Source organism: Nostoc sp. UHCC 0302 (assembly GCF_038096175.1).
Taxonomy (GTDB): domain Bacteria; phylum Cyanobacteriota; class Cyanobacteriia; order Cyanobacteriales; family Nostocaceae; genus UHCC-0302.
Genome location: NZ_CP151099.1, coordinates 811,611 through 831,698, shown reverse-complemented (window position 1 = coordinate 831,698; position 20,088 = coordinate 811,611). Strand labels below are relative to the sequence as shown.

22 protein-coding genes are annotated in these 20,088 nt (G+C 42.3%); 6 read left to right on the top strand and 16 right to left on the bottom strand.

What is annotated here, in order from left to right; translation table 11 throughout:
• Positions 1-248: 248 nt before the first annotated feature.
• Positions 249-1,310 (top strand): histidinol-phosphate transaminase, encoded by a 1,062-nt coding sequence (gene hisC / locus WKK05_RS03280; protein ID WP_341528381.1) that lies wholly within the window; start codon positions 249-251, stop codon positions 1,308-1,310.
• A gap of 97 nt (positions 1,311-1,407) precedes the next feature.
• Here the strand turns inward: hisC and WKK05_RS03275 are convergent, their stop codons facing one another.
• The 14 genes from WKK05_RS03275 to WKK05_RS03210 form a co-directional block, all read right to left on the bottom strand.
• Positions 1,408-2,214 carry a class I SAM-dependent methyltransferase gene (locus tag WKK05_RS03275; protein ID WP_341528380.1) on the bottom strand — a complete coding sequence of 269 codons (807 nt, stop codon included), beginning with the start codon at positions 2,212-2,214 and terminating at the stop codon, positions 1,408-1,410.
• A gap of 53 nt (positions 2,215-2,267) precedes the next feature.
• A complete protein-coding gene (locus WKK05_RS03270; RefSeq protein WP_341528379.1) occupies positions 2,268-2,828 on the bottom strand; it encodes an NUDIX hydrolase in 561 nt (186 codons plus the stop codon).
• A gap of 50 nt (positions 2,829-2,878) precedes the next feature.
• Positions 2,879-3,460, bottom strand: a complete 582-nt coding sequence (locus WKK05_RS03265; protein ID WP_341528378.1) for a class I SAM-dependent methyltransferase — start codon at positions 3,458-3,460, stop codon at positions 2,879-2,881.
• Positions 3,461-3,462: 2 nt separating this feature from the next.
• Positions 3,463-4,188: a hypothetical protein gene (locus tag WKK05_RS03260; RefSeq protein ID WP_341528377.1), complete on the bottom strand. Its 726-nt coding sequence runs from the start codon at positions 4,186-4,188 to the stop codon at positions 3,463-3,465.
• 11 nt (positions 4,189-4,199) lie between these two features.
• Positions 4,200-4,586 carry an oxalurate catabolism protein HpxZ gene (gene hpxZ / locus WKK05_RS03255; RefSeq protein ID WP_341528376.1) on the bottom strand — a complete coding sequence of 129 codons (387 nt, stop codon included), beginning with the start codon at positions 4,584-4,586 and terminating at the stop codon, positions 4,200-4,202.
• 61 nt (positions 4,587-4,647) lie between these two features.
• Positions 4,648-5,424, bottom strand: a complete 777-nt coding sequence (locus WKK05_RS03250; protein ID WP_341528375.1) for a sulfite exporter TauE/SafE family protein — start codon at positions 5,422-5,424, stop codon at positions 4,648-4,650.
• Between the two features lie 165 nt (positions 5,425-5,589).
• Positions 5,590-6,111, bottom strand: a complete 522-nt coding sequence (locus WKK05_RS03245; protein ID WP_341528374.1) for an HAD hydrolase-like protein — start codon at positions 6,109-6,111, stop codon at positions 5,590-5,592.
• Positions 6,112-6,255: 144 nt separating this feature from the next.
• On the bottom strand, positions 6,256-7,179 hold the full coding sequence (locus WKK05_RS03240) for a DMT family transporter (protein ID WP_341528373.1): 924 nt from the start codon (positions 7,177-7,179) through the stop codon (positions 6,256-6,258).
• 207 nt (positions 7,180-7,386) lie between these two features.
• On the bottom strand, positions 7,387-7,983 hold the full coding sequence (locus WKK05_RS03235; RefSeq protein ID WP_341528372.1) for a glutathione S-transferase N-terminal domain-containing protein: 597 nt from the start codon (positions 7,981-7,983) through the stop codon (positions 7,387-7,389).
• Between the two features lie 63 nt (positions 7,984-8,046).
• Positions 8,047-9,423 (bottom strand): LLM class flavin-dependent oxidoreductase, encoded by a 1,377-nt coding sequence (locus WKK05_RS03230; protein ID WP_341528371.1) that lies wholly within the window; start codon positions 9,421-9,423, stop codon positions 8,047-8,049.
• A 219-nt stretch (positions 9,424-9,642) separates the two neighbouring features.
• Positions 9,643-10,557: a TauD/TfdA family dioxygenase gene (locus WKK05_RS03225; RefSeq protein WP_341528370.1), complete on the bottom strand. Its 915-nt coding sequence runs from the start codon at positions 10,555-10,557 to the stop codon at positions 9,643-9,645.
• A 95-nt stretch (positions 10,558-10,652) separates the two neighbouring features.
• Positions 10,653-11,453 carry an SDR family oxidoreductase gene (locus WKK05_RS03220; RefSeq protein ID WP_341528369.1) on the bottom strand — a complete coding sequence of 267 codons (801 nt, stop codon included), beginning with the start codon at positions 11,451-11,453 and terminating at the stop codon, positions 10,653-10,655.
• A 60-nt stretch (positions 11,454-11,513) separates the two neighbouring features.
• Positions 11,514-11,864, bottom strand: a complete 351-nt coding sequence (locus tag WKK05_RS03215; protein WP_341528368.1) for an inorganic diphosphatase — start codon at positions 11,862-11,864, stop codon at positions 11,514-11,516.
• Positions 11,865-11,879: 15 nt separating this feature from the next.
• Positions 11,880-12,827, bottom strand: coding sequence for a zinc-binding dehydrogenase (locus tag WKK05_RS03210; protein WP_341528367.1), 948 nt, complete (start codon positions 12,825-12,827; stop codon positions 11,880-11,882).
• Positions 12,828-13,314: 487 nt separating this feature from the next.
• Here WKK05_RS03210 and budA point away from each other — a divergent pair, with 487 nt between their 5' ends.
• The 5 genes from budA to WKK05_RS03185 all read left to right on the top strand — a co-directional run bounded on the left by budA (position 13,315) and on the right by WKK05_RS03185 (position 17,447).
• Complete coding sequence (gene budA, locus WKK05_RS03205) at positions 13,315-14,106, top strand: acetolactate decarboxylase (RefSeq protein ID WP_341528366.1); 792 nt, start codon at positions 13,315-13,317, stop codon at positions 14,104-14,106.
• A 53-nt stretch (positions 14,107-14,159) separates the two neighbouring features.
• Positions 14,160-14,561, top strand: coding sequence for a VOC family protein (locus WKK05_RS03200; protein WP_341528365.1), 402 nt, complete (start codon positions 14,160-14,162; stop codon positions 14,559-14,561).
• A gap of 304 nt (positions 14,562-14,865) precedes the next feature.
• Positions 14,866-16,257 carry an amidase gene (locus tag WKK05_RS03195; protein ID WP_341528364.1) on the top strand — a complete coding sequence of 464 codons (1,392 nt, stop codon included), beginning with the start codon at positions 14,866-14,868 and terminating at the stop codon, positions 16,255-16,257.
• A 79-nt stretch (positions 16,258-16,336) separates the two neighbouring features.
• A complete protein-coding gene (locus WKK05_RS03190) occupies positions 16,337-16,660 on the top strand; it encodes a hypothetical protein (RefSeq protein WP_341528363.1) in 324 nt (107 codons plus the stop codon).
• Between the two features lie 355 nt (positions 16,661-17,015).
• Entirely contained in the window at positions 17,016-17,447 is a 432-nt protein-coding gene (locus WKK05_RS03185; RefSeq protein ID WP_341528362.1) for a deaminase, read from the top strand.
• A gap of 29 nt (positions 17,448-17,476) precedes the next feature.
• On the opposite strand, the gene WKK05_RS03180 is transcribed toward WKK05_RS03185, so the two are convergent.
• Together WKK05_RS03180 and chrA are read right to left on the bottom strand one after the other, a co-directional pair.
• On the bottom strand, positions 17,477-18,694 hold the full coding sequence (locus WKK05_RS03180; protein WP_341528361.1) for a glutathione S-transferase family protein: 1,218 nt from the start codon (positions 18,692-18,694) through the stop codon (positions 17,477-17,479).
• Between the two features lie 132 nt (positions 18,695-18,826).
• Complete coding sequence (gene chrA, locus WKK05_RS03175) at positions 18,827-20,026, bottom strand: chromate efflux transporter (RefSeq protein ID WP_341528360.1); 1,200 nt, start codon at positions 20,024-20,026, stop codon at positions 18,827-18,829.
• Between the last annotated feature and the right edge of the window lie 62 nt (positions 20,027-20,088).

The window sequence follows — 20,088 nt, the reverse complement described above, 5'->3', positions numbered from 1 at the left end:
ATCCTCAGAAATTGAAGGTTGGAATTACAGCAAAATTCAGAAGTCAGAATGGGCTGCGCCCCGCTACGCTAACAGAAGTCAGAATTCAGAAGAAAAACAGGCTTTATACCTGACTTTACTTCGACTACGCTCAGTAACCATGAGACTTGTATTGTGTACTTAATCACCTTTAAATCTGCTGTAATTGAAAATCCATTCTTTCCATGCCCTATGCCCCATACTTCGACAAAGCTCAGTACAAGTGCACTATGACCAACTACTTCCGCTCTAATATTGATGCAATGGCTAGCTATGTCCCTGGTGAGCAACCACAACGCGGGACAAAAATCATCAAACTCAACAGCAATGAGAACCCATATCCTCCTTCTCCTGACGCACTTGCTGTGCTGCGAAATATCGATGGAGAGTGGTTACGGCGATATCCCGAACCATTGGGTGGTGAGTTTCGGCAAGCTGTAAGTAAAGTTCTAGGAGTTCCTAGCGATTGGATCATTGTGGGAAATGGCAGTGACGAATTGTTGAGTGTGGTGATTCGAGCCTGTGCAGAACCTGGGCGAAAAGTAGTCTATCCGATGCCAACTTACGTGCTATATCGTACATTAGCTGAGATGCAGGCTGCGGAAATTATTGAGATTCCCTACAGCAATGACTACAGTTTGCCTCTAGAAGAACTAATTGTTACTGATGGATCTGTAACATTTATTGCCTCGCCCAATAGTCCGTCGGGTCATGTAGTACCAATCGATGACCTCCGAAAACTAGCGAGTCAATTATCAGGGGTTTTAGTAATTGATGAAGCATATGTAGATTTTGCCGAAGAAAATGCATTGGCTTTGGTTGAAGAATACGAAAATGTGATCATAATTCGTACACTTTCTAAAGGATATTCCTTAGCGGGATTGCGGTTGGGTTTTGGGGTGGCGAATCCCAAATTGTTGCATGGGTTGTTTAAGGTGAAGGATAGTTATAACATTGATGCGATCGCCTGTGCAGTTGGAACAGCTGCGATTACTGACCAAACCTATAAAAATGCTTGTGTAGCAAAGATTAAGGCATCACGGATTAAGCTAGCAAAAGACTTGAAACAATTAGGTTTTCATCTTTGGGATTCCCAAACTAACTTTTTGCTGGCACAGCCTCCACAAGGAAACGCCGAATATCTCTATCAGAAACTGAAGGAGCAAGGAATTTTAATCCGTTACTTCAAGCAACCAGGACTAGAGGATAAATTACGTATTACTGTTGGTACTGATGAACAAAATCAAACTTTGGTGAAGACGTTGAGTTATTTGCTAAGAACTGGGGAGTAGAGGTAAAGACGCGATTATACTCTTACGAGAAGCCGCTCTTCGAGCGTCTACGCGTCTGTGCAGGGAGTGGGAGATGAAGTTTAACCCATCCAATGCCCTATGCCCAATTACGAACTACAACAATCTTAAATTGAGTTTCACCTGATAAATCGTAATCCAGAGAACCATAGTGTTCTAAAGCCCACTTTTGTAAATCGTTAAATGCATTAGTGAAAACATCATCAGGAAGATGCCAGCTATGACGAGAAACCCTATTCTGATAATATTGCAGCAATTTGTTTACAGTTAGTTCAGATTTCCATTTAGCTGCAATAACTGTTTCTAAAGTTGCACCTTGGGCGCGTAGTTCTGTTAACACCTCTTCTTCTGTTGCACCGTAACGCGGTAAAGGATAACCATAGCCGGCGATGATTTCTTCCCAACGTCGTTGAAAATCAAGTCTACCCTGATTGCTATCTTTATTTGCCTGATTAGATTCAATAGTATAGAGATAACTACTGCTTGGTTTGAGGACGCGCCGAATTTCTGCTAAAGCTTGCTTCCAAGCAGAAACTAGATGAAGCACATGAACTGTTAATGCGACATCGAAAGAGTTATCTTCAAAAGGCAAAGAAGTAGCATCGCCCTTAATAGCTGTGAGTCGGTAAGACACACCCTCTAGCTTGCGGTGCAATTCAGCTAACATCTTTTCTGAGATATCTACACCAGTGTATGAATAGCCTCTTTTGGCAATTGGTATAGCAATTCTGCCTGTACCAATACCTATTTCAAAAAATTTAGTTTCGTCTTTTGGTGAAACAATATTGAGAATAGCGTCAGTTACTTGCTCAGAAATTCCAGGTGGTAGTCCCCGCGTTGCATCGTAAATATCAGAAACTCGGTCGAAGGAAATTGTTGAAGCCATAGTATTTTATCCTTTCTTAATGGTTATTGGTAAAGACAAATATAGTTAACTAACTAATAAAATTGCACTTTACCAAGTTTTTTTAAAGCAAAAAATAATGAGCTAATATGAAATGCCTGTAGAATAATTCCACTATCAATATTTTTAATTAGCTCTTCTAAGGGTAACAATAATACCTCAATTTCTTCTGTAATGTCTAACTTTAAATCAGCTACAAGTTCAACATCTGTTGCTAAAAAACAATGAATTAAATTATTGTGTGTTGCTGAATTAGGTGAGATTATACCTGTCTCAACAAAATTACTGCTAGTGTATCCTGATTCTTCTAATAACTCACGTTTTGCTGCTTCCAGTGGAGAGTTATCCTGTGAATCCATAGAACCACCTGGTAATTCTAAAACTGTTTTTTGTATACCGTGGCGATATTGTTTAACTAAAACAACTTCCTGGTTTTTAGTTATTGCGACGATATTTACCCATGTAGAATATTCCAGAACATAGAAAGGTTCAACTATTAATCCATTTGGCATTTGACAGGTATCAGCGCGTAGTGAAAGCCATCTATCTTGCACCAAATATTTAGAACTTAATAGAGTCCAATTAAATGAATTCACTATATTTCAACCTCTCTTTTCGGTTGCTTGTTGCAGTAATCATTTCTAACTCAATAAATACGCGTTGCTAGAATCACTGCATTTTTTGCTGTCACTCGAATTTCTGTAGCAGCAATACGAGAATCTTTAAGCCAAAATTCTCTTACTGGATCTGTGCGTCCTTGCCATTCTGGAGGCCAGTATTCTTCGGGTGTGAGGTCGTCGAGTACAATCAAGCCCCCAAGTTTGAGAGCATTGATCAATGTTTGAGGTTCTGCGACTTTTGCTTTGCCACCATCGGCAAATATCAAATCAAAGGGAGCATAAATAAGTAGATCGTGCCAGTCGCCTTGAAGTACGCGAACATTAGACTGGTAGCTAAAGAGCTGTTGGACAAGAGTAGCACGATCGCGATTGCTCTCTATAGTGATAAATGTAGTATCTGGATGTAATGCACTTGCAATCCAAGCCGCACCAACTCCGCAGCCAGTACCAATTTCAGCAATCTGACCTTGTATGATATGGCTGGTGAGGACAGATAACAAGCGACCAACTTCCGGGTGCGAGGATTCAGAAAACTCAAGTTGTGTAGCTAGGGTTTGCGCTTGTTGTATTAATGTGGGAATAGAAGCGATCGCTTGATAAATTGTCATATCTAATCCTTGACCAAAACTTCTCGTAGCACAACTGCTAAATCCTGCAATGCCCGTTCACCATCCCCGACAAAGGTTGAACCATGCATAGTAGCCAGTGTACGCGGCTGGAGTGCTGCCAATTCTTGGAGAATGCGATTGCTATGAGTTGTATAAGGTATGTAATTAGGAAAAGGGCTGGCTTCATAACCAACAATTGTTTTACGGAACCGTTCAATCACATCAGACTCAGTTATGGGTTCCACATCTCCAAATTGGTGAAAGAGGTCTGAGCATAAGAGTGTTTTATGGGTTGTTTCAAACAAAAGTCCTGCATCCCAACCGTGAGGAACTTGGGGTGTATGGTGAAAGCTAAAACTATATTTACCACTATTCAACACTTCCCCATGTTGCAGGCTTTTTGGCGGACGAATAGCAAAATCTTCTACACTCACAAAAGCTGCTACAGGACTACAGACTGTCTGAGCATCTGGTGCAATCGATAACCATTCATTTAGCGAACCACATTCATCTGCTTCAAAATGGCTAAAGCTAATCCAGCGAATTTGTGATGGGTCAATAATTTCTGCAACTGCATCACGTACCAGTGGAAAAATTCCCTTCAAACCCGTATGAAATAATAGTGGTTCTTCATCCTTTACTAGAAACTGGATAAATTGAAGGTCTATCTTTGAGTCATAAGTTGAGATGCGATAAATATCCGGAGCAATTTCAGTAATATTAGTCATCGTTTTAAAATTCAGACAGGTAACAATGAAACATGAGCAGAAACCACTTTCCATCCCTCGGCAAATTTGTACCAAGTCTGGCTTTGTCGCCCAAAACGTTCTACACCATTAATGATGCGGCGAAATTCTAAGGTCACAGTTGCAGTATCATTACCAAATGTGACAACTTTAAGATTCGAGATTTCTCGCTCTATTTTTGGGTTCGGTCGGGAGGCGCGAAAGTTACGAATTTCATCGCCGCCGTAGAGATTTTCTGTGATCCCAAAACGCACTACTTCTGGCGCATCCCAAAACAAATTATCCATCACCTCCAAATTGTTGTTACAAAGAGCTTCTTCATACTGGAGGTACAAATCAGTCACTTCAGCTACAACAGCAGGGTCATTTACTGTAGTCATTGTTGTTACCAGTTTTTAGTGATATGGCTGATTATGCATCCTCTGTCCCCCTTTTTTTGCCTTAACCGTGAATAAAAAAGTAGGCGGTCATGCTGAAGGCAACAACTATGACAAATTTACGAATTAATTGAGGTTCAAGTTTACGAGCATAGTGAGCGCTTAAATAACCACCCAAAGAAGCAGCGACTGCCATCAAAATTGCCTGATGCCAAGCAATCACACCCGCAAAAATAAACGGGACGATCGCAATTCCATTGATACAACTTCCCAGAAATGTTTTAAAGGCATTCATGGTGTGAATACTTTTGATGCCTAAAAACGATAAAGTCGCCAGCATTAAAATTCCTAGACCTGCCCCAAAGAAACCGCCATAGATAGCGATCGCAAATTGAGCCAATGCCAGATTAAATAAAGATATAGACTCAGGTGATGACTTTTGATTCTGAAGTTGCAACCAACCTCTAAGAGCATCGCCGAAGGTGAATATTAGTGTTGCCACCAGTAATAAATAGGGAATCAGTTTACTAAATACATCTGATGATGTATGTAATAAAGCTACAGAGCCAATAATTCCACCAACTAAACTGATACCACATAAGAGTACAAAAACCTGCCGCTGGATGCCCAAATCTTTACGGTAAGCTCCAGCACTTGCGAGAGCAGCCACCCAAATCGCAGTATTATTTGTAGCATTAGCTGCGATCGGCGGTACACCTGTGAAGATGAGTGCAGGAAAAGTAATAAAGCTTCCACCACCTGCTACAGCATTCAGTCCACCTGCGATGAAGGCGGTACTCAACAGAATTAAGCTATGGATAAAGGTTAAAGATGGTGGCATTATTTTGAGTTACAAATTATGAATTATTAATTTGGGAATATCATTTGGAGAATGGGCAATAAAATCAGCACCGTGAGCTTTTAATTCCTCTTCAGTTCCATAGCCGTAGGTAACGCCAATTGAAGCAATATGATGATGTTTGGCTCCAATGATGTCGTGTGAGCGTTAGCGAAGCTTAACGAAGTTATCGCCTACCATCACTACAGTAGAGGGTAAAAGTTTTTCTGTTAATAAAATATGCTGAATTAAGTCACCTTTTATGCTCCGTGTTCCGTCAAGTTCACTTCCATAAACACCATCAAAAAGCAAAGATAAACCAAAATATTCAATAATTTGCATAGCATAAATATATGGTTTTGAAGTTGCAACAAAAGTTTTATAACCAGCAAAACGAATGGCTTTTAGAACTGCTGTAATTTGGGGATAAATGGAGTTTTCAAATAATCCTATAGTGGCAAAGCGACGACGATATAGTAAAATTGCCTGTTCAATTACTGTGCCATCTAGGGTCTTTAGTAACTGCGAAAAGCTGTCTTTCAGTGGCGGGCCAATACACCAATGCAATTCATCAGCATCCGGTGGACTGTAGCCAAGTTCAAATAGAGCATACTGTATGCAGCGAGTGATACCAAGCTTAGGATCTGTCAAAGTCCCGTCTAAATCAAAAAGAACAGCAGATAAAGGCATATATTAATTCGTAATTCGTAATTCGTAATTCGTAATGGGCTAAGCTAACATAATTTGTAATTAAAAAAGTAAATTGTAATCTGGATAAGTTGCATTACATAAAGTCTTATAAAATTACGAAATACTCAATGCCAAAACCCAAATTTAACCCCTAATTTTGAGTGATTTAATCAAACTTTCTCCACTCAGTAACGCAATTCCAAATGTGACAATACCAATGCCTAAATTCTGAATCAAGTTTAAAGTTTCGCTAATGGTTACCCATGCAACTAGCGCTGTCATTGCTGGACTGCTAGAGCCGATTATAGAGGCGGTAGTTGCGCCAATCATGCGAATTCCCAGATTGTTCAGAGTGTGACCAATAAAGCTGACTAGACCAGAAAAGATGCTGCCAATCCATAGGGGCGTCCAATCAAGTTGGGCGCTCTTAGGTGAAAAGAACAGTAAGCTCACACCGGAGAGCAGCAAGGTAGAGGCAAAACTGATCCAAGTGAAAGGAACTGGATGGAAATTTTCTAAACATTTTTGGGCGATGACGTTATAAAAGGCGTAAACGATTCCAGCAATCAGGCTAGCGAAAATGCCAATAGCAATAGAATGACTACTGTAGCTGGCAGAAGATTGAGGAATGGTAAGAGCGCCGCCCACGAGAATAATGCCCATAACCAGCCAACGAAAGCGCGTAGGGCGATCGCCAAAAAACTTCCAAGCAAGCAGCGCCGTAAACACAGGATAAGTGAAGAAGAGGGTCAGGGCAATTCCAGTGGGAATCAAGCCAATAGCGATGTAGAGTGAGGCAACATAAACAAACATTAGTACCCCACAGCCTAACGCTTGCAATAGAACATAAGAGCGTTTTTGAGTAAACAATCCTTGGAATTCTTTAAGAGCAGATGGATAAAGCTTGAATGATAAAGCCGCCATGAGGGGAACTACTAGCAGCATTCGCATAAACATCAGCAAGAATGAATTCTCTAAATTCGGTTCAACATATCCACCGAGTAAAAATAAACCCAGCACGAGATGTTCTGAAAATAAGACTCGGACAGTAACGTTGTGAAACGTCAAAAAAAATGAGGATAGAAGAACCGTCAGGATGCCCAACACGCTAAAAAGGTTTCTTAAGACCTGATTGTATTGCCGAAACCACTAGACTGACACACTAAAGGAAGTTTGAGGGGATCAAATTCCTAGCGCCAAGCTGTGACTTTAATTAATAGACCCTTACCCTAAAATTCTAAACGAGTTGATATCAAACTAATTCCCAATCTTCTTTTAAGAGTCTGGTTTCGTCTCTTGCAGAGAGGGACGTGCAGAGAATTCATCATACCACTGTGCAACTTTAGGATAATTCTGCCGCCATTGCAATTCCGGCAAACGAATCTCCAGCCCCAGTGCAGACGCGAGGGTTATATGAGCAAGCTTAGGAGTTTGGTCGAGTTTATCTGAAATTTTCTCGAAGTAGTCCAAGATTCTTAAAGCCCGTGATCGCTCTAACTCGATTATTTTTGGTGATTGCTCGCTTTCTGCACGAAAGATACGCTCTCTTGCCCACGTACTGATACCATCTATAAATGCAGTTGTAAAACCTTCAAGCTGCTGTGAAAATCCGTCGGAATCGTCAGCGACAATTTTGATTTCGGGATTTAAGCGATTGAGATAACTGACGATGATCCGCGTTTCACTCAAGATGAATCCGTCATCAGTCGCTAGGGTGGGAACTTTACCTGTGGGATTGTAATTGAGTAATTCGCTATTGCGATCGCGTACTGTGACTTTTTGCAGTTCGACGCGCTCAGTTAAACTGAGTTCAATGATCGCAACCCGCGCTATGCGTGCATATTGGGATTTATCCGTGTAAAAGAGTTTCATAAAAAAGTGCGATCGCCCCTCTGATAAAGTCTAGCTAAACTACAGCATTCTATCTCAGTGTAATTATGTAGCAGCGCTAACTAGTTCAGGAGATTCTACAATTTTGCTGAATTGGTTTTCTGGACGGAGTAAACCAAGGTTTTCCCGCAGAGTTTGTCCTTCGTACTCCGTACGGAACAGTTCCCGCCGTTGCAATTCGGGAATTACTAAGTCCACGAATTCATCTAAACCTCCAGGTAACCAAGGCGGCATAATGTTGAATCCATCAGCCCCACCATTAACGAACCAGTCTTCTAGTTGATCAGCAATCTGTTGGGGTGTGCCAAGGATTGTTCGATGCCCGCGTGCGCCAGCAATCCACAAATACAGTTGCCTAATCGTTAAATTCTCTCTCCGAGCAAGGTCAGTAATGAGCTGCAAACGGCTTTTGCCAGCATTAGTATCTGGTAAATCCGGCAATGGCCCATCCAAGGGGTATTTCGATAAATCATGTCCGCCAACCAACCCGGAAAGCAGTCCTAATCCAACCGACGGATGAATCAGTTCCTGAAGTTGCTCGTACTTCTCTTTCGCTTCCTCTTCAGTTCTACCAATTACCGGAAATACACCCGGCATAATCTTGAGATGTTCAGGGGAACGTCCGTATTTGGCGAGTCTGCCCTTAACACTAGAATAAAAAGCCTGTGCTTCTGCAAGCGTCTGCTGGGCGGTGAAGATTGCTTCTGCTGTTTGTGCAGCTAGTTCTTGTCCAGCTTCAGAAGATCCAGCTTGAACAATCACTGGGTATCCCTGCGGTGGACGGGCGACATTCAGCGGGCCGCGCACAGAGAAATGTTTGCCCTTGTGATTAGGAATATGCAGTTTCTCTGGAGTAAAGTAAACACCTGATTCCTTATTGCGGATAAATGCATCATCCTCCCAACTGTCCCAAAGCTTGCTAGTAACCTCCAAGAATTCTCTTGCGCGATCGTAGCGCAGTGCGTGTTCCAAATGCTGTTCCCGGCTGAAGTTCTGAGCTGCGGCTTCGGCAGAAGAAGTCACAACGTTCCACCCAGCACGGCCACCGCTGAGATAGTCTAAGGATGCAAATTTGCGGGCGAGGTGAAAAGGTTCCTCATAAGTTGTCGATGCTGTCGCTACCAAGCCAATGCGTTCTGTCACTACAGACAAAGCCGATAACAAAGTTAGAGGCTCAAAATGAACGCTAAATTGTCCCGAACGGCTAAAAGCTTCAGTTCCTTGTCCTCTATCCCAGACGGCTAAACCATCTGCGAGGAAAACCATATCAAACTTGCCGCGTTCGGCAGTCTGTGCCAGCTGCTTATAATGCTGGAAATTTAAACCCCCATCTGCTTGGGCGTTAGGGTGTCGCCATGCTGCGACGTGATGACCACTACCGGGTAAAAATGCTCCGAGTTTAAGTTGTTTTTTCGTACTCATATTTTCTTCTCCAATGCCCCATTCCGAATGGCACTCAGTTAAGCGTAAACCCTTGATGTAACTGGATGATAGGGTGTGGGGTGTGGGGTTGCAGGTTTGGGAAATCAAGAAAATGTTGAACTCCTTGACGCAACTAAAGTTTAATTGTCTTAAACACTAGACCCTGCCAAGCGCGAGGTTTCACGTTTTCAAGCGTGACATTCGCCCCATTCCCAAGTACTACACAGTCACTGCCTCACGTCGGTTGTAGCTAGAAGCATCTCCCTTGATAGCCTCACTTTGTTTACCATTGATTCCAACTGGGAGGTCGCCGACAATTGTGACTCGCTGAACGCGGCGCGGCTGGTCACCGTAATCGGCGATCGCATAATGTTGAGTAGCCCGGTTATCCCAAAAGGCGACGTCACCAACTTGCCAACGCCAGCGGACTGTATTCTCAGGACGTGTTACATAAGCTTGCAACAGCCGAAGAATGTCATCTGATTCAGTTGTTGATAAGCCACGGAACTGGCGCACAAATCCGCCGATGAATAACCCGCGCTCCCCAGATTCGGGATGTATGCGTACAACTGGGTGCAGAGTCTCGTATACAGTTGAGGTGAAGACAGCCCGGTAAGCCTTGACATCTTCAGGTAGGTCAAATCCAGTTGCATAGTCGTAGGCATTGCTGTGTACTGCCCAAAGTTCGTCTGCAAGATTACGCAGATGTGTAGGTAAATCTTGGTACGCAGTCACGGAGTTTGCCCAGATTGTATCGCCTCCGCTTGGGGGAATTTCAAGCGCTCGTAAGATAGAACCGAGAGGAGGACGGTCTACGAATGTTACATCCGTATGCCAGCTATTGGCGCGGGAAGTGGTGCGGCCATAATTCAGGTCTAAGATTTCTGGGTTTTCTGGCAGCGAGGGTACGGTGGGGTGGGCTGTAGTGAGTTCACCGAAACGACGAGCAAAGGCGATCTGTCCATTAGCGTCGAGCTGTTGCTGATCGCGGAAAAAGATCACTTTGTATTTGACTAAAGTTTTGCGAATATCGCTAATGATGTCATCGCTGAGGTTAGAACTCAGATTAACACCAATAATTTCTGCACCAATACGTCCTGCAACTGGTTTGATATCAAAGTATTGAGAACCCATGTTTTTGATCTCCAAAAAGTTTATGTTTTTACAAAATGTAGAGACGCGATTCACCGCGTCTGATTCATCGCGTCTGATTAATAGCGTCTCTACTGCTAAACACCAGGGGTAGAACCGCCATCAACGATAATCTCTGTTCCTGTAATTGATGCAGCTAAATCAGACACCAAAAATAGCGCCAGCGCGGCAATTTCTTCTGGCTGGGCGATTCTTTTTAAAGGAATACTTTGGATATTTTGTGCCTTTACTTGCTCGACGGTGATTCCTTGCGCTTGGGCGTTCTGCCGAGCTAAAGTCTCAGCACGCTCAGTAGCTGTAGCACCAGGAGAGATAGCATTAATGCGAATCTTATACTCGGCTAACTCTTTAGAAATGCCCTTTGTGAAGTTGAGCAAAGCAGCATTGCTTGTACCACCAGCTAGAAAGTTAGGACGAGGTGTACGTCCTGCACCGCCAACTATATTGACAATCCGTCCATCACCGCGACTTTTTTGATGGGGAACGACGGCTCTAACTAGGCGGATATAGCCCAATAATTTTAAGTTCCAAGCATCCAAAAATAAATCATCAGTTGATTCTAGAAAAGACCCAGCACGGGCTGACCCGGCATTGTTAATTAAGATATCAATCTGACCAAACTGTGCCAGTGCTGTTGAAACAACTTTGTCAACATCCTCTGCTTTCGTGAGGTCGGCACTGATGGCAATTACTTTTGCCCCTGGTGTGGGTAGGGACTGGATGTCAGCTACTGCATTATCTAATCGTTCTTGATTACGAGCTGCGATCGCCACACTCACACCTTCACTATAGAGGGCTTTAGCGGTAGCTAATCCAATACCCGTACTTCCTCCTGTAACAATCGCTGTTTTACCTGATAGTTTTAAATCTAAGCTCATAAAAAGTCACGCTCAACTAGGTTTAACTGTGGCAATAACGAAAAGCTAAATATTGACCAACTATTCAGCACGAACCAATAAAATTGCTGATTGAGAGCCTTTGTTATGGATATCGAAGATGTTTCGATTTTCAGCAGATGTACAGCCTAAAAGTATCTTGATTTCTGTATCTCGCTTTTCCAAATCAACACTACAAATGACAGCGGTAACTGTTCTACTAAATAAGGTTCCTATCCAAACATCAATAGGACTACCATCTCCAGCTTGAGTGTCTTCCAAGTATCCATAGTCCAGGGGATAAACAAAGCTTGGATATCGTGGATGCGATGTTCCTTGTGGGCGCTCAATCTTGATATTACTAGTTGCTACAAGCTGATCCACTTTCAGCCAGAAATCGTTATTGTCTTTCATTCCAGATGCTAATGCTCAATTTGATACTTGCAATACAGCCTTGCCAGGAAAGCGCCTGTCGAGTAGTTGTTGCGCTACATCAGCTATTTGTGTCCAAGAAGCTTCTAAATCTATGTGCGGATGCAATTGGCCTGCTTCTACTAGGTTCAAAAGCCTTTTGAGACCAACTGCTGCTGATTCAAATCTCAATTCATCAAACAGACGTAAACCGTACAAGCTCACGCTACCAGTTCCAAAGAATTGGGCAGCGTTAAAGGTCACTTCTGCTCCCCCAGAGACTCCATACAGCACAGTTTTGCCATCTTGTGCCAATAAACCGAGGGCTACTCCCAGTGTTTTGCCGCCCACTGACTCCACAATCAGATGGTAGGGGCCATACTCACTTGCTGCGGAGAGGTCTTCACCAATTACTACCGTTTGCGCTCCTGCTTCTTTAACAAAATTCTCATAGGTAGCTTGGCGAATGTATGCTGTAACCTGCGCTCCTGATAGCCGCGCTAATTGGATAGCGAAGTAACCAACGCCCCCTGATGCACCTGTAATCAGAACAGAGCGACCTAATAGTGAACCGCCTTTAATCAACGCATGATAAGCAGTTAGTCCCGCTACAGGTAGCGTCGCAGCTTGGGCAAAGGATACAGATGCTGGCACTTCTGCTAAAGCATTGCTGGGAACAGCTACCTGTTCTGCCCAAGCACCAGCGCGGAGTAAACCCACTACACGCGCTCCTTGGGGAGGGCCTGAGCCATCGGCAGCTGGGGCTTCGACTACACCGGCTAAATCCCAACCTGATTGCCAACCTGCTTCAGCAGTCGTTGAACGTTTTACCTCTCCCCGATTGAGGGAAATTGCCGCTACTCTGACTAGTGCCTCATCTGGAGCAGGCTTTGGTGCAGCCACCTCACTCAGTGCCAAACGCCCTGGCACATTAGGATCAACAATCACAGCGCGGATTTTGCTCATAAGATTGCCCTGGAAACGAAATTTTTTCTAACTGGCGATGCTTTCTCGGCTGCAATAAACATAACAATAGCTAATTTAACTTCGGCCCCCTCACTAGGTGAATAACAACAGCTACAGTTGAATTTACGGTAAGTCGATAGAAATTAAGTATTTTAGAGCGTGTAGAAAGAAAATTATCACAAGATAACCTGAATAATCAAGCTTTAGATAAAAAGTTTTATTGCACCAATGCTTAGAGATGTAGTTGTGTTGTAAGCTATTCTCTGGTAACTCCTTATCCTTTTGACAGCATTATGCAGTAGGTTGGAGTTCACAATTATTTTAAATTTCAATTGGAGATAATTTTATGGCGCAGTTGGTGCTATAGAGGCTGATGCTAGCTATAGTTGCAAGATATCAGAAGTTCAATTGTTAGTATATCTAACTTTTGACAGTTTATGTAGGCGATCACAAAATTTTAATATAAAAGAGGAAGAACTATTAGCTTATGCAACTCAAGCATTATTTCTGGATTGCTGTTTTACCCATAACTGTATTGAGTGTAGTTCTTCCTGGAAAAACACAGCAAAATAAACCCGCAAATATCTTATTTCAAACATCTACGATTAGCGCTCTTGCAGCAGGTGTTTATGACGGCAAGATTACTTTTAAAGAATTAAAAAAACGTGGTGATTTTGGGATTGGAACAGTCAACACTTTGGATGGTGAAATGATTGGATTAAATGGCACATTTTACCAAATTAAATCTAATGGAGTTGCCTCCGTCATTCCAGATTCTATGACTAGCCCTTTTGCCACAGTTACATTTTTTAAACCTGAGAAATTAATCAATATCCAAGAAAAAATAAATTATCAGCAATTTCAGCAATCTTTAGATAAGGGCTTCCCAACGAAAAATTATATTTATGCTATTCGGATTCAAGGTAATTTTCCTTATCTCAAAGTTAGGAGTGTTCCCAAACAAACCCCGCCCTATCGTCCTTTAGTAGAGGCAGTGAAAGCACAATCAGTTTTTGAATTAAGAAATATTAATGGGACTATAATCGGTTTTCGGACACCATCCTATATGCAAGGAGTAAATGTTAATGGCTATCATCTGCATTTCATAACTACAGATCGTAAGACAGGAGGACATATTTTAGACGGAGAATTACAAAATGCTAAAGTAGAAGTTAGCGCCATATCAAATATCGAGATAAATTTGCCCAAAACGGCTGAATTTGGGCAAGCTGACTTAGGAGATGGTAGAGCTGCTGAAGTCGACAGAATTGAACGCTAAATTGGTAGAAAGTACTGGAAAACTAAGCCAGCGAATAAAGTGGAGTTGAAGATATGCCATTACCAGAAACTATTGCAAAAGAAACTGATATCCGTCCCCCTATAGCGATTGGTCATGTGAGATTAAATGTCAGTCATGTACCAGAAGCTAGCGAATTTTTCGTCAAGCTAGGGCTGCGGCAGATTGTTCAATCAGAACAATTAGCTGTTTTAGAATTACGGGGAGGTACGCACTTAGTTTTGAGAACGACATCTGAAGCGATCACTCCTGGAACAAACGCACCATTTGATTTGATGGTGGACGATGTTTTTGCCACTAGAGATACTTTTAAAGAATGGGGACTGACAGTTTCTGAGATTGAAATAGGCAAAATCCACAGTTCATTTACCTTAACTGGGCCAGATAGCTATCTACTCACTGTGACTTCCTCGCATACTGGGGGAAGAGCTGTTTAAAGGAATTTGGGATTAGGGAGAGACTCTTGTACAGACGCGATTAATCGCGTCTGTACTCTTGACTTTTGACTCAGCACTTTTTCTAGTCACTTGATTTCAACCGAAATTAGTCTCAGTTTGTTGAAAAATATCAGATTTTGCAAATCTGTTTCTTTTTAAGTTAATACGCTAAAAGTTTTATTTAGAAAAACTCAAGTCATTATTAGAAAAGTTAAAGCTGTTATAACAACAACTTAAACTTTTATTATGAATGCTAAAGCTGTTGTTACAAACACTCATTGTGTTGTTATGAATATTCAAGTTTATGTCAGATATCACTAATTTCTCTGCTAGTAACCTTGTATCCCTCTATCAAAATCATAAGCTGTCACCAGTTGAAGTAACTAAAACAGTTTTAGAGCGAATTGCTGCTTACAATAGCCAAGTCAACGCTTTTGTAATTGTTGGCGAAGAAAATGCACTTGCGGAGGCTCGTGCTTCTGAGGAACGTTGGCTCAAAGGTGAACCGCTTGGTTTAGTTGATGGTGTGCCAATAACTGTTAAAGATTTACTCTTAACTAAAGGTTTGCCAACTCTACGAGGGAGTAAGGCAATAACACCTAATCAACCTTGGGAAGAAGATGCGCCAGCGGTGGCGCGTTTGCGTGAACAAGGTGCAGTTTTGTTGGGCAAAACCACAACATCTGAATTTGGCTGGAAGGGTGTGACTGATTCTTCTTTGACGGGTATCACGCGCAATCCTTGGAATCTCGAACTTACACCCGGCGGTAGTAGTGGCGGTGCAGCTGTTGCAGCAGCATTGGGCTTAGGAACACTCCACCTTGGTACTGATGGCGGTGGCTCATCTAGAACTCCTGCTGCATTCACAGGTGTCTTTGGTTTCAAACCTACTTTTGGCCGTGTTGCTGGTTATCCAGCAGCACACACTGGTACTTTGTTTCATCCTGGTGTTTTGGTTCGCACAGTTGCAGATGCAGCATTGACACTAAATGCGATCGCTCGTCCTGATGTGCGCGATTGGTATGCTTTACCTGATGATGGACAAGATTATGTCAAAGAATTAAATCACGGTGTAGCAGGTTTGCGAATTGCTTACAGCTCCACGTTAGGTTATGCCGATGTTGAGCCGGAAGTAGCTGCATTAGTCAAAACCGCAGTTGATGTTTTGGCTAAACTAGGCGCTGTTGTTGAAGAAGTTGATCCGGGTTTTGAGAGTCCTTACAACATATTGCGAACCTTTTGGCGAGCTGGTGCTGCAAAATTGCTGCGCTCATTTACTCCTGAGCAACGAGCTGTAATTGAAGAAGGTTTGCAAGCAACTGCAAAAGAAGGCGATCGCATTAGTTTAGCAGATTACCAGAGTGCCAACGACGCGCGTGAAGCCCTTGGTCGGCATATGCAACGGTTTCACCAGACTTACGATTTGCTGATTACTCCTACTTTACCAATTACAGCTTTTGGGGTTGGTCAAACATCACCACAATCATCTATTTACCCTCAAGGACGCAACTGGAGTCCTTTTACTTATCCTTTCAATCTCACACAGCAACCTGCCGCATCAGTACCTTGTGGCTTTACTAAAGATGGCTTACCTGTAGGAATGCAAATTGTGGGTGCAAAATACAAAGATTTATTAGTTTTGCAAACAGCAAGAGCTTATGAAACCGTCGCGCCTTTTATCATGCCATCTAAGTAACTGCATAACTGCTTTTTTCCGGATAAGGCAAAATTTAAGTGAATAAATACTTTACACTAAATGTCTGAAACTTAAACCTATGGAAATGCCCCAACGCGTATCAATTCGCTACAAAGATGCGTCTTTTAACGTTAACGATATACGCTTGAAAACCTTCCGGCTAGGGTTGCAAATATGGGAAGAACAAACAAAACCCAGAAAAACAGAATTGTATGCATTTATATCATCTTGCTTGAAACAAGTTGAGCGCCAAGAGCGTTTTATGTTTTCTTTGCTGTTTATAGAATTAGCAGATGTTATACGCGATTCTACGCTTGATAGGGGAATGAAAGAGGTTTTGATTAAAACAGCTTTCAGAGAATTTGCGTGTGCATTATCAGACTTTGAAGATACTGCTAAATAATACCAATTAAAGTAATTATCGCAACAAATTCTTTAGTAAAGACGTTGCAATGCAGTGTCTTGAAAATGGGCTATTTGTCGAATTATTGTTTCAAACTGGTATACTAAGATTCCCTAATTATAAAATAATTAGGGAATTTGACGTTTAGACGCACAATTAAAACAGATCGGTAGACATAATTGAAAAATTTATACCAATTTGAAAAAAGAATGTGACAAATAAACCATGCTGTAGAGACGCGATGAATCGCGTCTTCACCCAAAGATGTGTTGCAATCATTAATTGAATTGGTATTAGAATCAATTATGTTCATTTACTTAGAAACAATTGTCCAACAAAAGAATTTAATGAAAAAATGGATGAAATATTTATGTTTGCGGCTTTAGCTCAAAGTAAAAAAGCTTTGCCGGAATGTTTGCCAAATCCACCAGTAGGCTGTGTAATTGTAAATGCCGAAGAGATAGTAGCACAAGGATACACACGCGCACCAGGAAAAAATCATGCTGAAGCTGATGCGCTGAATCAGATTCAAGGCAAAGCTTTCAACTTTTTGAAAATGTACGTCACTCTTGAACCTTGTTCTTTTCAGGGGCGCACACCCTCATGTGCAATAGCGATCGCCAAAGATCCTCGCATAGATGAGATATATGTATCCATACTTGATCCAGATCCCCGCAATAATGGTCGGGGATTAGACATTCTTAGAGATGCAGGCAAGATAGTTCATGTTGGATTATGCGCCAATGAAGTGAATGCCTTCCTCAACCAATATCTATTAAAGAATTAGGGGCATACAACTGTATGCCCTTACAGTACCTAATAAATAGATATCAACACTTTATCTGCTGCTGCCCGGAATGCAGTTGCAGCACCAGCGCTCATATCGCGTGGCGCACAGATGCGATTCCTGACATAAGCGAGTGTGATGGCTCCGACAGCAGAGGCGATCGGATCAGCATTGTCCTTACCACCTACGCGTCCCCACGGTAATGCTGCACCATTGCCATTGATGAGATAGTCAGCTAGCAAGCGGAGATGAAAATCAACTGCTTCTTTCACAGTTGAAATATCACCATCTACCGCTAATGCTTGCACACCAGAGTTTTTCAGAATATCTCCTATAGCAACTTCCCGGTTATCAGTTAGTCTCTCAGCAGCCTCTGCCCGAAATTGGATTTCTTGGCTAAGTGCTGGGTCGGGGGGTAAGGGATTGCCAATCGGTGTTACACCCCATCGGCGACGTAAGAGCAAATTATTGGTTACATCATCAGATTTAACACGGTGATAGGCGGGACGCTGGTTGAGTGCTTCAAACCACGCATTGATGCGAGGATACTTTGGATTTCCTTTGATGTGATAGCCACGATAAACGGGTAAGTTAGCCGCTAATCGGTCTAGATGGGGACTATGCGTAATGTCTACAAGGCTAAAGGTTGATAAAAAGTAAGGCCCAGGATACTTCCCTAAAGTTTGCTCTAATTCGTCTAATTTACCTTCAAAAGCTGCCTGTAAGTTTGCTAATTCATTAGCATCTTCAGGGGGTTGCCGGAGAAATTTGTAGGCAATATCCCTAAAACCATTAGTTTCAGCATCTTCAAGCCACTGCTTCGCTACAGCTTTTTCCTCTAGCTCTTCAGGAAGCAAACTTGCCCCAAATCTTTCTTCTAAAGCTAAGAGAATGTCTTTAGATTCATAAACTAACTCTCCCTCAATTTTCGCAGCGGGGACAAGAGTTGTAGGCACTAAATCGGTATACCATTTAGGTTTGTTACTCAAATCAATAAACTCCGTCGCAAACGGAATTTCCTTTTCTTCGAGGGCAAACCAAACTCTTTCGCAAAAAGGACACCAAGAGTTTGTATCACGATAGAGCAATACTGGCGGTTCTGTATCTGGAGATAGTTTATGCAGACTACTGGGAATAGGAGCAGTTGAAGGAGACTGTCCTGGTCTACGCACCCGTCGAGCAGGGGTATTTTTTTGAGCAATCTCGTAGAGTTCTTCCCAACTAGATACTATGTTTTGAATTGGCATTTTACACCTTGCTATTTTGAAGTAGTAGAAATGAGAAAAACTGAAATATTAATATTTGGGGATGGGGCATTGGAAAGAATATTTTTTATTACCTTGTCAATAGGTTAATTAATATTTTTTAATCTAATTTTATTAGATGTAACCTACTATAGAAGCACTCCATCCAATTAAAGCGCCACCTAAAACTAGCCATGCTGCATTAGCGCGAAAGCTAATTGCTAGAACCGCTGAAGTAATTGCGATCGCAACTGCCAGAAAATCAATATACGGCGCTTTTTGTACTATTAAAGTGGCATATCCCAGTTGCAGGGTAGTAACTACCATTAGCGCTACTGCACTTACATTTACAGCATCGAGAAATGCTTTTGTCCAAGAAGAAGAACGTAAGCGTGGAATCAAGGGATTCAAAGCAGCAACGAATAAAAAAGAAGGTAGGAAAATTCCAATTGTAGAAACAATTGCACCAGGAACTCCAGCAATTATATAGCCAATAAAAGTAGCGGTGGAAAGTACTGGCCCAGGGGTAAATTGACCAATTGCGATCGCATCTAACAATTGTTGTTGTGTAAGCCACCCGTATTCTTGAACTAATTCCCCTTGGAGAAACGCTATTAGCAGATATCCCCCACCAAACAAGACACTACCGACTTTGAGGAAAAACCCGCCCAACTGCCACAAAGGAACAGTAGATGTAGTAGTCACTACTGCACTAGCCGCTGTAGCCTTGAAAGTTGCACTGGTAGTTAAGCTGGCTAGCGCCAAGTTGACTTTTGATTTGTCATCTTTATCACCAGAATGTAACCAAATCATCCCCAATAATCCCCCGATTAAAAGGGCAATTACTTCCTGCTGTTTCCAAAGAAATGCCAATAATGCAACACCTAGAGCAATTACCAACAACTGGCGAGTCTTCACCGCTTTTTTTGCCAACCCCCAGAGGGAATTAAGGATGATAGCTAAAACAGCTGGTTTAATGCCATAAAGTAAGGGAGCGACTTGCGGTAGAGTGCCATAAGTAACATAAACCCAGGCAAACCCACCCGTAATCAAAACCGCAGGTAAAATAAAACAAACACCCGATACAATTAGGCCTAACCATCCCGCATAGACATATCCCACATGAATAGCCATTTCTGTGGAATTCGGGCCAGGAATCAAGTTAGTTGCACCTAGCAGATCCAGAAAATGCTCCCGTGTTAGCCATTGGCGGCGTTTGACTACCTCATCTTCTATCATGGCGATATGTGCAACAGGGCCTCCGAAGCCGATAACGCCTAGTTTAAAGAAGAGTTTGGCAAGTTCTCCCAAACGACTTGGTGCTGAGTTATTCATGAGTTCTAAGCCAGATTATTTCAAGCAACCACGGGAATGACAACTTCCAGACTACTCCTAAT

Excerpts from the sequence above, each read along its gene's own strand:
- hisC (WP_341528381.1), top strand. The coding sequence starts at position 249 with ATGACCAACTACTTCCGCTCTAATATTGATGCAATGGCTAGCTATGTC.
- WKK05_RS03275 (WP_341528380.1), bottom strand. The coding sequence starts at position 2,214 with ATGGCTTCAACAATTTCCTTCGACCGAGTTTCTGATATTTACGATGCA.
- WKK05_RS03265 (WP_341528378.1), bottom strand. The coding sequence starts at position 3,460 with ATGACAATTTATCAAGCGATCGCTTCTATTCCCACATTAATACAACAA.
- WKK05_RS03260 (WP_341528377.1), bottom strand. The coding sequence starts at position 4,188 with ATGACTAATATTACTGAAATTGCTCCGGATATTTATCGCATCTCAACT.
- hpxZ (WP_341528376.1), bottom strand. The coding sequence starts at position 4,586 with ATGACTACAGTAAATGACCCTGCTGTTGTAGCTGAAGTGACTGATTTG.
- WKK05_RS03250 (WP_341528375.1), bottom strand. The coding sequence starts at position 5,424 with ATGCCACCATCTTTAACCTTTATCCATAGCTTAATTCTGTTGAGTACC.
- WKK05_RS03245 (WP_341528374.1), bottom strand. The coding sequence starts at position 6,111 with ATGCCTTTATCTGCTGTTCTTTTTGATTTAGACGGGACTTTGACAGAT.
- WKK05_RS03235 (WP_341528372.1), bottom strand. The coding sequence starts at position 7,983 with ATGAAACTCTTTTACACGGATAAATCCCAATATGCACGCATAGCGCGG.
- WKK05_RS03230 (WP_341528371.1), bottom strand. The coding sequence starts at position 9,423 with ATGAGTACGAAAAAACAACTTAAACTCGGAGCATTTTTACCCGGTAGT.
- WKK05_RS03225 (WP_341528370.1), bottom strand. The coding sequence starts at position 10,557 with ATGGGTTCTCAATACTTTGATATCAAACCAGTTGCAGGACGTATTGGT.
- WKK05_RS03220 (WP_341528369.1), bottom strand. The coding sequence starts at position 11,453 with ATGAGCTTAGATTTAAAACTATCAGGTAAAACAGCGATTGTTACAGGA.
- WKK05_RS03215 (WP_341528368.1), bottom strand. The coding sequence starts at position 11,864 with ATGAAAGACAATAACGATTTCTGGCTGAAAGTGGATCAGCTTGTAGCA.
- WKK05_RS03210 (WP_341528367.1), bottom strand. The coding sequence starts at position 12,827 with ATGAGCAAAATCCGCGCTGTGATTGTTGATCCTAATGTGCCAGGGCGT.
- budA (WP_341528366.1), top strand. The coding sequence starts at position 13,315 with ATGCAACTCAAGCATTATTTCTGGATTGCTGTTTTACCCATAACTGTA.
- WKK05_RS03200 (WP_341528365.1), top strand. The coding sequence starts at position 14,160 with ATGCCATTACCAGAAACTATTGCAAAAGAAACTGATATCCGTCCCCCT.
- WKK05_RS03195 (WP_341528364.1), top strand. The coding sequence starts at position 14,866 with ATGTCAGATATCACTAATTTCTCTGCTAGTAACCTTGTATCCCTCTAT.
- WKK05_RS03190 (WP_341528363.1), top strand. The coding sequence starts at position 16,337 with ATGGAAATGCCCCAACGCGTATCAATTCGCTACAAAGATGCGTCTTTT.
- WKK05_RS03185 (WP_341528362.1), top strand. The coding sequence starts at position 17,016 with ATGGATGAAATATTTATGTTTGCGGCTTTAGCTCAAAGTAAAAAAGCT.
- WKK05_RS03180 (WP_341528361.1), bottom strand. The coding sequence starts at position 18,694 with ATGCCAATTCAAAACATAGTATCTAGTTGGGAAGAACTCTACGAGATT.
- chrA (WP_341528360.1), bottom strand. The coding sequence starts at position 20,026 with ATGAATAACTCAGCACCAAGTCGTTTGGGAGAACTTGCCAAACTCTTC.